Origin of the sequence: Gaetbulibacter sp. M240, assembly GCF_043876815.1 — a bacterium.
GTDB lineage: Bacteria > Bacteroidota > Bacteroidia > Flavobacteriales > Flavobacteriaceae > Gaetbulibacter_A.
In genome coordinates this window covers 119,843-135,227 of record NZ_JBAWKA010000005.1, presented here as the reverse complement: position 1 = coordinate 135,227, position 15,385 = coordinate 119,843, and the positions used below count along the sequence as shown (strand labels likewise).

12 protein-coding genes are annotated in these 15,385 nt (G+C 38.1%); 10 read left to right on the top strand and 2 right to left on the bottom strand.

Features of this window, described 5'->3' with window-relative positions; all coding sequences use genetic code 11:
- The first annotated feature begins 16 nt into the window (after positions 1-16).
- The 5 genes from V8G61_RS13745 to V8G61_RS13725 all read left to right on the top strand — a co-directional run bounded on the left by V8G61_RS13745 (position 17) and on the right by V8G61_RS13725 (position 7,422).
- Positions 17-3,388, top strand: a complete 3,372-nt coding sequence (locus V8G61_RS13745) for a DUF4175 family protein (RefSeq protein ID WP_394876447.1) — start codon at positions 17-19, stop codon at positions 3,386-3,388.
- A complete protein-coding gene (gene ybeY / locus V8G61_RS13740) occupies positions 3,375-3,785 on the top strand; it encodes an rRNA maturation RNase YbeY (protein WP_394876446.1) in 411 nt (136 codons plus the stop codon). The genes V8G61_RS13745 and ybeY overlap by 14 nt, the downstream gene beginning before the upstream one ends.
- A 79-nt stretch (positions 3,786-3,864) precedes the next feature.
- The gene (mnmG, locus tag V8G61_RS13735) at positions 3,865-5,736 is read left to right on the top strand and encodes a tRNA uridine-5-carboxymethylaminomethyl(34) synthesis enzyme MnmG (RefSeq protein ID WP_394876445.1); all 1,872 of its coding nucleotides are present in this window, start codon (positions 3,865-3,867) and stop codon (positions 5,734-5,736) included.
- 85 nt (positions 5,737-5,821) lie between these two features.
- Positions 5,822-6,673 carry a class I SAM-dependent methyltransferase gene (locus V8G61_RS13730; protein ID WP_394876444.1) on the top strand — a complete coding sequence of 284 codons (852 nt, stop codon included), beginning with the start codon at positions 5,822-5,824 and terminating at the stop codon, positions 6,671-6,673.
- A 230-nt stretch (positions 6,674-6,903) separates the two neighbouring features.
- Entirely contained in the window at positions 6,904-7,422 is a 519-nt protein-coding gene (locus V8G61_RS13725; RefSeq protein WP_394876443.1) for an OmpH family outer membrane protein, read from the top strand.
- Between the two features lie 52 nt (positions 7,423-7,474).
- Here the strand turns inward: V8G61_RS13725 and V8G61_RS13720 are convergent, their stop codons facing one another.
- The gene (locus V8G61_RS13720; RefSeq protein WP_394876442.1) at positions 7,475-8,638 is read right to left on the bottom strand and encodes an ATP-binding protein; all 1,164 of its coding nucleotides are present in this window, start codon (positions 8,636-8,638) and stop codon (positions 7,475-7,477) included.
- A 185-nt stretch (positions 8,639-8,823) separates the two neighbouring features.
- Here V8G61_RS13720 and V8G61_RS13715 point away from each other — a divergent pair, with 185 nt between their 5' ends.
- The 3 genes from V8G61_RS13715 to V8G61_RS13705 all read left to right on the top strand — a co-directional run bounded on the left by V8G61_RS13715 (position 8,824) and on the right by V8G61_RS13705 (position 12,649).
- Positions 8,824-10,011, top strand: coding sequence for a phosphoglycerate kinase (locus V8G61_RS13715; protein ID WP_394876440.1), 1,188 nt, complete (start codon positions 8,824-8,826; stop codon positions 10,009-10,011).
- An 81-nt stretch (positions 10,012-10,092) separates the two neighbouring features.
- Complete coding sequence (locus V8G61_RS13710; protein WP_394876439.1) at positions 10,093-11,643, top strand: LysM peptidoglycan-binding domain-containing protein; 1,551 nt, start codon at positions 10,093-10,095, stop codon at positions 11,641-11,643.
- 22 nt (positions 11,644-11,665) lie between these two features.
- The gene (locus tag V8G61_RS13705; RefSeq protein ID WP_394876438.1) at positions 11,666-12,649 is read left to right on the top strand and encodes a DUF4837 family protein; all 984 of its coding nucleotides are present in this window, start codon (positions 11,666-11,668) and stop codon (positions 12,647-12,649) included.
- Between the two features lie 71 nt (positions 12,650-12,720).
- Here V8G61_RS13705 and tatA read toward each other — a convergent pair whose 3' ends face one another.
- On the bottom strand, positions 12,721-12,903 hold the full coding sequence (gene tatA / locus V8G61_RS13700; protein WP_394876437.1) for a twin-arginine translocase TatA/TatE family subunit: 183 nt from the start codon (positions 12,901-12,903) through the stop codon (positions 12,721-12,723).
- 118 nt (positions 12,904-13,021) lie between these two features.
- Between tatA and V8G61_RS13695 the strand changes: the two genes are divergently transcribed.
- Positions 13,022-13,891, top strand: coding sequence for a M23 family metallopeptidase (locus tag V8G61_RS13695; protein WP_394876436.1), 870 nt, complete (start codon positions 13,022-13,024; stop codon positions 13,889-13,891).
- Positions 13,888-15,384 carry a GH3 auxin-responsive promoter family protein gene (locus V8G61_RS13690; protein WP_394876434.1) on the top strand — a complete coding sequence of 499 codons (1,497 nt, stop codon included), beginning with the start codon at positions 13,888-13,890 and terminating at the stop codon, positions 15,382-15,384. Before V8G61_RS13695 ends, V8G61_RS13690 begins: the two co-directional genes overlap by 4 nt.
- Position 15,385 lies beyond the last annotated feature (1 nt).

Sequence of the window (15,385 nt, the reverse complement as noted above, 5' to 3'; positions counted from 1 at the left end):
ATACTGAAAAAGAATTATGAATAGTCATTTTAAAAATATTGAGCACAAGCTTGAGGCTTTTATTACGCGGTACTATATTAATGTGCTGCTAAAGGGACTTATTCTGTTTTTTTCTATTTGGACGATCTATGTGCTAACAATACTTTTTATTGAGAACGTACTGTGGTTAGGTACGACGGCCAGGACAATTCTTTTTTGGACCTGCGTTGTGGTGTCTTTTGTGCTTTTGGCGTATTTCATTCTGATACCTTTAGCCAAACTCGTGAAGCTTCAAAAGGGGATAAATTATAAGGACGCCGCAGTCATTATAGGAAACCAGTTTCCCGAAGTTAATGATAAGTTGCTTAATGTGCTTCAACTTCATGAAAGCGCAGCGCAATCTGAACTGGTATTAGCTAGTATCGATCAAAAAGCCATCGCCCTGGAACCTATTCCGTTTCGAAATGCCATAAACCTTAAAGGGAATATTAAATACTTAAAATATACTGTTATTCCGCTGGTTATTGTTCTATTGGTATGGATCTCGGGGAACTTGAGTTGGTTTAGTGATTCTTATACACGGGTTGTTCATTACAAAACAGCCTATGAGCCGCCTGCACCCTTTCAGTTCTTTGTGTTGAATGATGCCTTGGAAACAGTTCAAAACAAGACATTCACGCTTAGGGTCAATACAGCCGGTACAGTGGTTCCTGAGCGGGTGGAAATAGAATTCAACAACCAAACCTATTCTTTAAAACAAACAGGGCCAGGGGCATTCGAATATGCTTTTAGAAGACCGTTTAGGTCATTGGATTTTGTTCTATCGGCTAATAAAGTCGTATCCAAAACGTATACCTTAAAAGTGATTGAGGCGCCTACTTTGTTAGGTTTTGATATGACCCTAGATTATCCTTCTTACACCAAAAAGCCGGATGCTACCCTGAAGGGTTCAGGAAATGCCACGGTTCCAGAAGGAACAAAAATCAATTGGACTATTGGAACTAATAATACCGAAACGGTACATTTTTACGCTAAGGATACTGTGGCGTTCAAGGTCGTAGAAAATGATGTTTTTAGTTTTGAAAAGGACGTGAGAACCAGCTTTGATTATATGATTGCTGCAAGTAATAAGAATTTGAAAGACTATGAATCTTTGAACTTTAATATTGTGGTTGTGAAAGATGCCTTTCCTGAAATTTCAATGCGTTCTGAAGTAGATAGTTTGAATAATGATGCCATGTATTTTTATGGACAGGTTAGAGATGATTATGGCTTATCTGCTTTAAAAATGGTGTATTATCCTTTAGGTAAAACAGAAGTTAAACGGGAAGTTCCTATAATGATTAGCCCGGGAACAATAGGGGAGTTTTTTAGCGCCTTTCCGGAAAGTCAGGATGTTTTACCTGGTACAACCTATGAAATTTATTTTCAAGTTACCGATAATGATCAAGTTAACGGGTCCAAAACATCGCGAAGCAATACGTTTGTTTTTCGAAAAAATACCGTTGAAGAATTAGAGAACCAGCAATTAGAACAACAACGTAATACAATAAAAAGTATCGATAAGTCCCTTGACGGATTTGAAAAGCAAGAAAAAGCCCTTGAAGAATTTTCTAAAACACAAAAGGAAAAGCGGTCTTTAAATTTTAATGACAAGAAAAAATTAGAACGTTTTTTAGAACGGCAGAAACAACAGGACGCTTTAATGAAACGCTTTAATAAAAATTTTCAGGAAAATGTAAATAACCTAGATAGGGAAGATGATAATATCTTCAAAGAGGATCTGGAAAACCGGCTTAAAGAGAATGAAGCGCAGTTGGAACGAGATGAAAAACTTCTTGACGAATTAAATAAAATTAAGGATAAAATAGCTAAAGAGGACTTGACCGAAAAGCTGGATGAACTAGCTAAACGGAACAAAAATAAAAAACGTAGTCTTGAACAACTTTTAGAGTTAACAAAGCGGTTTTATGTGCAAAAGAAACTAGATCAGTTAACTTCCGATTTAGAGAAGCTGGCTGAAGACCAAGAAAAACTTTCGGAAGAAAAAACTGACAATTCAAGTGAAAAGCAAAAGGCTTTAAACGAAAGGTTTGATGAGTTTAAAGAGGCACTTGAAGATCTTGAAAAGGATAGTAAAGACCTGCGCAAACCTATATCCATTCCCAGAGATGTTTTGGATGAAAATGCGATACAAAATGATCAAAAGGAGGCCTTGGAATCTTTATCAGATTCAGAGGAAGAGAAAAAGGAATCAGGAGAGGTTGACCCCAATAATAATGCAGAATTGAATAAAGCTAGGGAACAACAAAAGCGTGCCGCTGCAAAGATGAAAGAATTAAAGAATAAAATGGAGAGTAGGGCAATGTCTATGAGTCAGGAACAACTTCAGGAAGACACGGAAATGTTACGGCAAATTTTGGATAATGTTGTTGTTTTTTCATTCGATCAGGAGGAGCTAATGAAGAGTTTCGAGAATAGTTCACAAAACGATAATAAGTTCGCTTCTTTTTTGCTTAAACAAAATGATTTAAAAACTTATTTTGAACATGTTGATGATAGTTTGTTTGCATTGTCTTTACGGCAACCAAAGTTGTCTGAAACGGTAAATAAGAATATTACGGATGTTTATTATAACATCGATAAGGCCTTAGATCTGTTTTCTGAAGCCGATGTTTATCAAGGTGTGTCAAGGCAACAATTTGCGGTTACTGCGGCAAATAATTTATCCGATTTCTTAAGTGATGTTTTAGATAATATGGAGGAGAATTTGAGTATGAGCTCGGGTCAGTCTGGTGAAGGGGATATGCAATTACCGGATATTATTATGAGTCAGGAAGAGCTTAATAAAATGATGCAGGAAGGCATGAAGAACAGCGATGATGGTAAGCCCCAAAATAAAGGAGGAGAAAAGGAGGGCAATGAACCAAGTGAAGGCTCGGAGGGTGATAATAAAGGATCGTCGGGAACTAATGAAGGTGGTGATGAAATGATGAATGGATTGTTGTATGAAATTTATCAAAGGCAACAAGAACTGCGCCAGGCGTTGCAAGACAAAATGAGCAAACAAGGTCTAGGTAAAGATGAATCTAATGTATTGGATCAGATGGAAGAAGTGGAATCTGATTTACTGAATAATGGTTTCAATAATGAGACACTTCAAAAGATGCTGGATTTAAAACATGAATTATTAAAATTAGATAGCGCCACATTTTTGCAAGGCGAGGATAATTCAAGGGAATCCAAAACCAATGGATTACAGTTTGAAAATACGGTTGATGATATGACGCCAAAATCCAAGCGTTTTTTTAATTCTCTAGAAATTTTGAATAAACAAGCCTTACCTTTGCAGGAGAATTATAAGAAAAAAGTTCAAGATTATTTTAAGGAAAGAAATGATTCAATATAATTTTGAGAGCGATTTTGAATTGAAGGATCAGGATAAATTATCTGATTGGATACACAAGGTTGTTTCCGAAGAATCTTGTGTTTTAGGTGACCTTAATTATGTGTTTTGTGACGACGAATATCTTCATAAAATTAACGTGGAATTTTTGGATCATGACACCCTTACCGACATTATCAGTTTCGATTATAGTTTAGGAAAAACCCTTCACGGGGATATTTATATTTCAGTGGAACGGGTACAAGAAAATGCTGAAGAATATAATGTGTCGTTCGAGGAGGAATTACATCGTGTTATGGTTCACGGTATATTACACTACTGCGGGTATAAAGATAAAACCAAACAAGATGCTAAACTGATGCGCGAAAAGGAAAATCACTACTTGAAATTGTTAGGTTAGTTTGTTCTAAACGTCTTATATTTGCACACTTAAAATTATACAATGTTCCACGTGGAACATCTAAAAAATTCACAAGCCTATGTTTCATGATGTTTATGATGTAATAGTTGTTGGTGCCGGACATGCTGGTAGCGAGGCTGCTGCTGCCGCTGCTAATATGGGGAGCAAAACATTGCTTGTTACTATGAATTTACAGAACATAGCCCAAATGTCTTGCAACCCTGCTATGGGTGGTATAGCTAAAGGGCAAATTGTTCGGGAAATAGATGCATTGGGTGGTTATAGTGGTATCGTGTCAGATACATCTGCTATTCAATTTAAGATGCTTAATAAATCCAAAGGCCCTGCTATGTGGAGTCCCCGTGTTCAATCTGACCGAATGCGTTTTGCAGAAGACTGGAGACTTCTTTTGGAGCGTACTCCTAATTTAGATTTTTACCAGGAAATGGTGTCTGGAATTTTATTGGAAGGAGATAAAGTTGTTGGGGTGAAAACGTCATTAGGGATTGAAATTCGATCGAAAACTGTGGTGCTTACGAATGGGACCTTTTTGAATGGATTGATCCATATTGGAGATAAAAATTTTGGTGGTGGTCGTGCAGGTGAAAAAGCTGCCACAGGTATTACCGAGCAATTGGTGAGTCTGGGATTTGATTCAGGCAGAATGAAAACGGGGACGCCACCAAGAGTAGATGGAAGAAGTTTGGATTTTTCTAAAATGGTAGAACAACCTGGTGATGAAAATCCTGAGAAATTCTCTTACTTGGATATTACTAAACCGTTAACGAAACAACGGTCTTGTCATATGTCTTATACCAGTCCGGAAGTACATGATTTACTTCGTGAAGGCTTTGATCGTTCGCCAATGTTCAATGGACGAATTAAGAGCCTAGGGCCACGTTATTGTCCTTCTATTGAGGATAAGATTAATCGCTTTGCGGATAAGGATCGACATCAATTATTTATTGAACCCGAGGGTTGGAATACGGTTGAGGTTTACGTCAATGGATTCTCGACGTCCTTACCTGAGGATGTGCAATATCGTGCTTTGAAGTCTGTGGACGGTTTTGAAAATGTGAAATTTTTTAGACCTGGATATGCCATAGAATATGATTATTTTCCACCAACCCAATTACGCCATACACTAGAAACCAAATTAGTTTCCGGGTTATATTTTGCCGGTCAGATTAACGGAACTACGGGTTATGAAGAAGCGGGTTCGCAAGGGTTAATGGCAGGTATTAATGCCAGTTTAAAGGTCCAGGAAAAAGAACCGTTTATTCTAAAAAGGGATGAAGCTTATATAGGGGTTTTGATTGATGATCTGATCACAAAAGGTACGGAAGAGCCGTACCGAATGTTTACATCCAGAGCAGAATATAGAACCTTGTTGCGACAGGATAATGCTGATTTACGTTTAACGCCCAAAGGTTACGAATTGGGTCTGGCTTCAGAAAAACGGTTAAGACGGATGGAGGAGAAGCATGAAGCTGCTAAAAATTTTGTTAGCTTTTTTAAAGAAACGAGTGTTAGTCCTGAGAAGATAAATCCCATTTTGGAAGCCAATGAATCGTCTCCGGTAAATCAATCCGGAAAACTTTTTAAGATCTTTGCACGTCCAAATATTTCTATGTCTGATATTCGAAAAGTAGATGCTGTAGATGCATATATTGTGTCCAATAATTTGGATAATGAAGTGATTGAACAAACAGAAATTCAGGTAAAATATTCCGGCTACATTGCCAAGGAAAAAAATAACGCGGATAAATTATCCCGTTTAGAATATGTAAAAATACCCGAGGGTTTTGATTATTCTAAAATCAAATCAATGAGTTTTGAGGCTCGAGAAAAGTTAAAGAAAATCCAACCTACAACGGTGTCACAAGCCTCAAGAATTAGCGGTGTTTCCCCAAATGATATTTCGGTACTTTTGGTTTATATGGGTCGCTGATATTTTCTGAATAAGCATCGTTCCACGTGGAACAATTTCATTATTCAAAAAAATTTAAGGCTTAAAAATAGCTGTTTTTTAATTCATGATTTACAAACCAACAGATTTACATATTAAAGATTACTCGGTTTCTGGAGAATTATTTCGTTTAAAACAAAACGAAACCTTCGGCTATTTAGAGACCGTTCCCGCTCCGGAACCGGATAAGCTTTCAGACTACTATGAAAGTGAAGATTATATTTCACACACCGATTCCAAAAGAAATCTTTTTGAAAAAGTATATCATGCTGTTCGGGCATATTCTGTAAAGCAAAAAATAAAATTAATCTCGAAGTACGCTTCAAACGGAAAACAACTTTTAGATGTTGGCTGTGGCACTGGAGATTTTTTACAAGCTGCTCAAAAAAATGAATGGGCTGTTTATGGTATTGAACCAAATGAAAAAGCGCGGACTATTGCTAACCAGAAAACAGGTAATACTGTTTTTGATACCGACCATTTATCTCAATTTGAAAAGGGGCAATTTGATATTATTTGTTTGTGGCATGTATTAGAACATTTACCCAATCTTGAAAAACAGCTGCAACATTTTAAATCACTTTTAAAACCTGGCGGTGTTTTAGTGATCGCTGTACCCAATCACAATAGTTTTGATGCGGGCTACTACCATAAATTTTGGGCCGCTTATGATGTGCCCAGACATTTGTGGCATTTTAATAAAAACGCGATAAAGAAATTGGCCGATCATTTTCAATTAAAACTTATAAAAATAAAACCCATGTGGTTTGATGCATTTTATGTAAGCATGCTTTCAGAAAAATACAAAACCGGAAAAATGAATCCGGTGAAAGGTTTTTGGACAGGCTTACGCTCAAACATTAAGGCGCTTTTCACAAAAGAAGCCTCTTCCTTGATTTATATTCTAAAAAAGGAGTAAAAAAAGCTTGAGACTGGTTTAATTTGTTTTTTTGGTTAAAGGAGATGACATTACCCTTCCAAAAATTGAAACGAGCTTAAATCGCTTTATTTCAATTCAAATTGAATAACAAAAAACTATCGAGATTCTTGTTTTAAATAGTTTTTAGCTATTTAACAAAACCACAATATATATTTAGGGAATTCTTAAGTTTTACTTTATTACATTTGTTTCAGTTAAATGAACAAACCATGAAAAATTTCGCTGTTATAGCTTTGGCCCTTTTGGCTTTTACGTCGTGTCAGAAACAAACTAAAATCGGATTTGTAGACAACGGTGTTATAATTAATAAGTATGAAGAAAAATTGGATCTTGAAAAAGAGTTCCAAAAAAAGGAAGATGCCTTCCGAAAAAAATTCGATAGTATTGATGCTTCCTTTCAAACCGAGGTTCAGGACTTTCAGAATAACGCTGGTAAAATGTCTCAGAACAGCGCTCAGAAAAAGTACCAGGAATTAGGTCAGAAAAAGCAAATGCAAGATCAGCGAAAGCAGATGGAAGCTCAAAACTTTAGAGAGTCCTTTCAGGCAGAACTTGATTCGATCATCCAGAAAGTTCGTAACTATGAAAAAGCTTATGGCGAACGTCATGGGTATTCGTTCGTTCTTGGAACTACCGATGCAACCTCTTCGGTTCTTTATGGTGACGAACAATACGACCTTACCCAGACCATTTTGGATTCCCTTAATGCTGCGTACAAAACAAATTAAAATACTGATTATCAAATAATTAACCCTGAATAACAACTTTTTTCAGGGTTTTTTATTGGGCGGGAGTTTCCTTTTTATGGAGTAATCGAGTGAGCTTTATAGAGAGATCGGTGAGAATGATCTTAGCGTTACCGTTACGCTCTATATGATACATGGCGTCTTGAAGCTCGTTGTTTATTTCTATAATGTTTCCGCCATGAACAAAAGGGGCAAATTTTTTAAGGTCGAATGAATCAGTTTCAGGTTCATAATACACCAGATCGTGGGCTTTATAATTAAGTAACATGGCCTGCCGGAAGAAATCCAAACAAAAATGTAAAAATTGTTTTTGAGTTTCGCGACCGGATTTTGCAATGTCCTCACTCCAAGAGATCAGATCACGGATAGCTGCTTTATTCCCCTTGGCTTTAAAGGCACTTCTGATCCAGAAAATAAACCAGGTTTCAAATTGCAGGTCCTCAGAACTTTTGTTTATCAGGTCAAAGGCCTTATTATAATTACCATGTGCTTGATGTGCTATTTTCGTGGCTACAGCTTCCGGAACGTTTTGTTTTTCCATCAAAGCTTTTTTAATGATGGCTTCCGCCAAGGGCGGAAAATGTAAGACCTGGCATCGCGATCGGATGGTATTGATGATTTGCTCTTCGTCTTCAGCAATTAATATAAAAATGGTTTTATTTGGAGGCTCCTCAATAAGTTTCAATAATTTATTGGCGCTGGCAGCATTCATTTTCTCTGCCATCCAAATGATCATTATCTTATAACCGCCTTCATAGGCTTTTAAAGACAAGGCTTTTATAATATCCTGAGCCTCATCAACACTAATCAGTCCTTGCTTGTTATCAACACCCAGCAAACGGTACCAGTCAAACAGATTGCCGTAAGGCTGTTCCTTTAGTAATTGCCGCCATTCTTCCATATAATGTGCTGAAACAGGGTGTTTTTTCACCTTATCGCTCGTGGTAACCGGAAAGACAAAATGCAGATCGGGATGCGATAAATGGTTGAACTTCAAATTGCAGGTTTCATTCCCGCTATTATTTTCACCATTAATATTGCCACAGAGGATATATTGCGCATAGGCAATAGCCATAGGTAAGGTGCCACAACCCTCGGGTCCAACGAACAATTGCGCATGAGGAATACGCCCGTTATCCGCGGATTGCGTAAGGTGTTTTTTGATGTGGTCCTGGCCTAAGATCTCTGAGAATAGCATAAAACAAACCTACATAATTTTTTAAAACTTTTCTAATGAAATAGGTCATTCGAAGAAAATGAATTAGCCAATTTTTAAAAATCTTTGACACTTCAAACGTTTTCGTAAAAAAACCCATTTTAATTGCTTGTTTATTTAGTTACATTTGTGATTCAATAGCTTAAAAACAAAAACATTATATATAGATGAAGACTTTAGAGGATTTTAATTTTGAAAATAAAAAGGCTTTAATCCGCGTGGATTTCAATGTGCCGTTAAATGATAAATTTGAGGTTACCGATGCCACCAGAATTGTATCAGCAAAACCAACGATTATAAAGATATTAGAAGATGGCGGCAGCTGTGTGCTGATGTCACATTTGGGCCGCCCAAAAGGCGTTCAGGACGAATTTTCATTACGTCATATTGCCTCTAAAGTTGAAGAGATTTTAGGTGTTGAAGTCATTTTTGTGGACGACTGTGTTGGAGAAAAAGCCGAAAAAGCCGTAGCCTCTTTAGAACCCGGTCAGATCTTATTATTGGAAAACCTACGTTTTTATAAAGAGGAAACTGCAGGTGACGAGGCTTTCGCCGAAAAACTTTCTAAATTAGGTGATATTTATGTGAATGATGCCTTCGGAACAGCGCATCGTGCGCATGCTTCAACAACAATTGTTGCCAAATTTTTTGAAGGCTCTAAATGTTTTGGGAAATTATTAGAACAAGAGATCGCAAGCATTGATAAGGTAATGAAAACGGGAGAAAAACCGGTATTAGCCATTTTAGGTGGCGCGAAAGTATCTTCAAAAATTACTATTATCGAAAACATTTTAGATAAGGTCGATCACCTTATTGTTGGTGGCGGTATGGCTTTCACTTTTATTAAAGCACAGGGTGGGAGTATTGGAAATTCTATTTGCGAAGATGATAAAATGGATCTAGCACTCGATATATTAAAACAAGCTAAAGCGAAAAATGTTGAGGTTCATTTACCGGTAGATACGGTGGCAGCTGATGCGTTTAGCAATGATGCCAATACGCAGATCGTGCCTATTAACGCCATTCGAGATGGATGGGAAGGTGTTGACGCCGGACCAAAATCTATAGCACAATTTCATGATGTTGTATTACAATCTAAAACGATACTTTGGAACGGACCTTTAGGTGTTTTTGAAATGGAAGCATTTTCAAAAGGAACGATCGCTTTAGGAAATTCTATCGCAGAAGCAACCAAAAAAGGCGCATTCTCACTTGTTGGTGGCGGTGATTCTGTAGCTGCTGTAAAACAGTTTGGTTTTGAAGAAAAGGTGAGTTATGTAAGCACCGGCGGTGGGGCTATGCTTGAAAGTTTAGAAGGAAAAACACTCCCGGGTATCGCTGCTATTTTAGAATAAATTAAAAATTAGCTTTTAATTGCGCTTAAAAAATACGAATTTAGCCATGATAGCGTTCACAAGTGAAAGCAGATTAGTTATATGGTTATGAGAATTTTTATTTTAGTTTTTTTAAGCGGATTGATTGGGTTTTCCCAAACCAATGGAGGTGGGACACAAGAAGGCCAAACCCCAAAAACCACCATTATTGATGGCACCCCAACGACGATCAAACCAATGATCGCGGTTGACAGTATGCCTGAGAAACCTCTTGAAGACGATCCATTATTGGCTAAAATTGACAAAAAATGGTATCAGGAACTTTACAAAGAAAATAGTTTCGATAGCATTAACGGCGATCTGGCCGATGTGGATTTCGAACCTGTTGACTATCCTGAATTACCAACAGATACCTTAAAGGCCAGGCTGGAAGCATTGAATGCGAAAACGCCATTTAATGTGGCATATAACCCTTCGTTAGAAAGCGTTATCAAGTCGTATTTAAAAAACCGTCATGAGCATTTGCAACACCTTATGATGCTGAGCGCCTTTTACTTTCCCCTGTTCGAACAGGAATTGGACAACCAAAACATTCCTCTCGAAATCAAGTATTTGGCTATTGTAGAGTCGGCTTTGAAACCACGCGCGAAATCGCGTGTTGGCGCAACGGGTTTGTGGCAGTTTATGTTTGCCACAGGAAAAATGTATGGCTTAGATGTAAGCAGTTATGTAGATGAACGCAGCGACCCGATAAAATCTACGGTGGCAGCGTCAAAATATTTAGCCAAGCTCTACGAGATTTTTGGTGATTGGGATCTGGCCCTGGCGGCCTATAATTCGGGTCCAGGAAATGTTACCAAAGCCATTCGGCGTTCGGGAGGCTATCAGAATTATTGGAATCTACGACATTATTTACCTCGGGAAACCGCAGGATATCTACCTGCCTTTTTAGCCACCATGTATATTTTTGAATATGCCAATGAGCATGGATTCAAACGCTACAAACCGGAATTAACCTATTTTGAGACCGATACAGTTCGGGTAAAACAAATGATCAGTCTCGATCAGGTTTCAGAAGTCACGGGAACGCCTATCGAACAATTGGAATTTTTAAATCCATCTTACAAGCTTGATATCATTCCGTTTATAAAAGATGAAAATTACAGTTTGCGTTTGCCAAACGAGGTTGTTGGGAAATTTGTTTCTAACGAGGATAGTATCTATGCTTACGCTAAAGCGGAATTTGAAAAACGCGAAAAACCACTACCGCAGTTCTTTAATGCTAATGATCGTATTCGTTATCGTGTGGTTTCCGGTGATTATCTAGGACTGATTTCAAGACGCTATGGAGTTCGTGTCAGTGATATAAAAAGCTGGAATGGTCTTAGATCTAACAATTTAAGTGTGGGACAGCGACTCACCATTTACCCACGTAAACCTTATGTGGCGCCACCGCCGAAAAAGACAGTAAATACAACACCTTCGAAGCCATTATCAGGCGACATAACAAGCTATGTTGTGAAAAGTGGCGACTCACTTTGGAGCATTTCTCAAAAATTTCCTGGAGTTTCTGTCCAAAATATTAAAGATTGGAACGGTATTAGTGGCACTAAATTGAAACCGGGGATGACTTTGAAAATTTCGAAGAGCTAAGTCCTTTAAAATGAATTTCATTATGACAATAAAAAATGTTCTAGGCATAGCCTTAATTTGTATGGTCATTGTATCGTGCAATGACAAAAAAGGATCACAAGAAACCGTCCTGCTCAATTCAACAGGAAACTTAAATCATGTGTCGGTTGTGATCTCAAATGAGCTTTGGAATGGTCCGGTGGGTGATGCCGTTCGCAATGTTTTGGCAACGCCTATTTATGGCCTGCCTCAAGACGAACCCATGTTCACCATTGCACATATTCCGCCGTCTGTTTTTTCAGGTTTTGTAACAAAGAACAGAACCATTTTAATGATCGAGCCCGGAAAAGATGCAGCCGTAACCATTAAAGATAACGTATATGCGCAGCCACAAAAAGTGATCACTGTATCAGGGAAATCTCAGGAGGCTATTATCAAGGGACTGGAAATGAATAAGGACGAGATCATCAAATTATTCAGAAATGAAGAAATGGCTGAGCGCCTGCGTCAAATGAACTTATCGCTGCACAGCACAAAAAATTTACAGGATAGCTTAGGGATAACTCTTGAATTTCCTTCGATCTATGAACTCATTAAAAAAGATGGTCCTTTTTTCTGGTACTCTAAAGATATCAATACCGGATCAATGCATTTAATGTTCTATGAACTTCCGCTAGATGCCATTAAGAAGAATGACAGTACAATACATCAGATCATAAAGATCAGAGACTCTGTGGGAAAAACAGAGGTTCCAGGACGTTTGGAAGGATCCTACATGGGTACGGAGGATGCCTATGCACCGTTTCATGGGGAAACCACTGTAGATGGAAAATTTACTTATGAAACGAAAGGATTGTGGGACTTGAAAAACGCCTTTATGGCCGGGCCATTCTTAAATTACACCATTGAAGATAAAAAGAACAATCGCTGGGTTGTAGCCGAAGGTTTTGTATTTGCCCCTTCGGTTGATAAACGCAATTATATGCTGGAGGTTGAAGCTATTTTAAGATCTATAAAGCTCCAATAAACCCGGAAAATCAAGAACAAAAAAAAGACCAATTTTTCAAAAATTGGTCTTTTTTTTATGGTTATATGTTGTTATTCTTTCTTTTTGTCGGCGGTATCTTCTTCTTTACTGGCATCTTTAAACTCTTTGATACCACTGCCTAACCCACGCATGAGTTCTGGTATTTTCTTTCCTCCAAATAATAACAATACTACCACAACAATTAAAGCTATTTGCCAAGGCCCTATAGCTAATGGAATCATGTATAAACTCATAATTTCTAATTTAGGTTACAAAGTTAATAATTAAAGTGAAATAAAAGCGTTCTTGGCATAAACTTTAATAGGTTTAAAAAAATAGGTTGTGGCGTAATTTTATTTAATTTTGTTTTTTATGGCGAAAATGAACAAGAAGAAAAAAATAGGACGAAAGCTCCTTGACAAATACAAGCTAGTCATTCTTAACGAAGATACTTTCGAAGAACGACTATCCCTTAAACTCACGCGCCTCAATGTTTTTGTTATTGCTTGTTTGGTCACTATAGTGTTATCTGTAAGCGTTTTTGCCGCTATTGCCTACACCCCTTTACGGGAATATATTCCGGGCTATTCGTCTACAGCCTTGAAACAAAAGGCCACGGAACTAAGCTACAAGACCGATTCATTAACTCAGGTTATCCTTATGAATGAACGCTATTTTGAATCTATCAGAAAAGTGTTAAAAGGTGATGTTAGCCCTGAGGATTTCAATAAAGATTCTATTATAGAAGCCACCAAAGTGGAAGCAAGTAAAGTGGATTTTGCGCCTTCGGCGGAAGATTCACTGTTGCGAGAAAGGGTGGACAAGGAAGATAAGTACAACCTTTTCGAATCTGCTACAACAGCTACAAATTTTGTTTTGTTTCCACCGGTAAGTGGTGAGGTCACTTCAGTATATGATGTAAAAACGAAACATTACGCTGTTGATATTGCGGTAGCCAAAGATACGCCTGTAAAAGCAGTGGCTGATGGCGTTGTTGTTTTTGCCGGTTGGACTGCCAGCACAGGATACGTCATTATTCTGGAGCATAGTTATGGTTTAATTTCGGTGTATAAACATAATACCGCGCTGTCGAAAGCCCAGGGCGACCTGGTGAAATCGGGAGAAGTGATCGCCACGGCAGGTGATGCCGGAGAACTATCTACAGGCCCACATCTTCATTTTGAACTTTGGAATGATGGTTATCCCATTAACCCCATGAATTTTATCGATTTTAGCGCATGATCTTTAAAGCATACCTAGCAAAACTTCTGGCAAAACGAGTCCATAAACAGATCTTAAAATGGTCTGAAAACCCTGTTGAAACGCAACAAAAGGTTTTTAAAAGCCTCATCAGTCAGGCTAAAAACACGGCATTTGGAAAAGATCATGGGTTTGAGTCCATAAACACCTATGAGGATTTTGCGAAAAAGGTTCCCATCCGAGACTATGAAGACTTAAAACCTTATGTAGAGCGGGTGGTAGCCGGTGAGGAAGACATTCTATGGCTCGGTAAACCCACGTATTTCGCGAAGACTTCAGGAACCACTTCAGGAGCAAAATACATTCCAATCACAAAGGAAAGTATGCCAACACATATTGATGCGGCAAAAAATGCCATTCTCATGTATATCCATGATACAGGAAAGAGTGACATTGTGAATGGAAAGATGATCTTTTTACAAGGTAGTCCGGTTTTAAAGGAGCAGAACGGCATAAAATTAGGTCGACTTTCGGGTATTGTGGCGCACTATGTGCCCAAATATCTGCAAAAAAACCGCATGCCCTCTTGGGAAACCAACTGTATTGAAGATTGGGAAACAAAAGTAGATGCGATCGTTGAAGAGACCAAAAACGAAAATATGACGGTGATCTCGGGCATTCCCTCCTGGGTTCAAATGTATTTTGAAAGACTTAATGAAAAAACCGGAAAGCCGGTGGGTAAACTGTTTGAGAACTTCAACCTGTTTATTTTCGGCGGCGTGAATTATGAACCCTATCGTGCCAAATTCGAAAAATTGATCGGTCGGAAGGTCGACAGTATCGAGTTATACCCGGCCAGTGAAGGATTTTTTGCCTTTCAGGATAAGCAAAATGAAAAAGGCATGTTGCTTCAGCTGGATTCAGGTATTTTTTATGAATTTATAAAAGCGGATGAATTCTTTAATGACAACCCAAAGCGACTTACCATTAAGGATGTTGAATTGGGTGTTAATTATGTGATGATCATTTCCAGTACTGCCGGTTTATGGGCTTATAATATTGGAGATACCATACAATTTACGTCCTTGAAACCCTATCGCGTGATCGTTTCCGGGCGTATCAAACATTTTATTTCAGCGTTTGGGGAACACGTTATTGGAAAAGAAGTGGAACAGGCCTTGCAGGAAGCTTTAACCGATTCGGAAGCCAGCGTTTCAGAGTTCACGGTAGCACCACAGATCAATACTGAAGGCGAATTGCCTTACCATGAATGGTTCATCGAGTTTGATAAAAAACCGGAAGACCTTTCCGCTTTAGCGAAAAAAATAGACGAAGCCCTTCAAAAACAAAATAGCTACTACTACGACTTAATACAGGGGAAAGTATTACAACCTCTTAAAATACAATCGGTTGAAAAGAATGGGTTTAAAAAGTATATGAAATCTGTTGGGAAATTAGGCGGTCAAAACAAGCTTCCACGCTTATCGAATGACCGGAAAATTGTAGAAACATTTACTTACAAAAGTTCGAAATAAT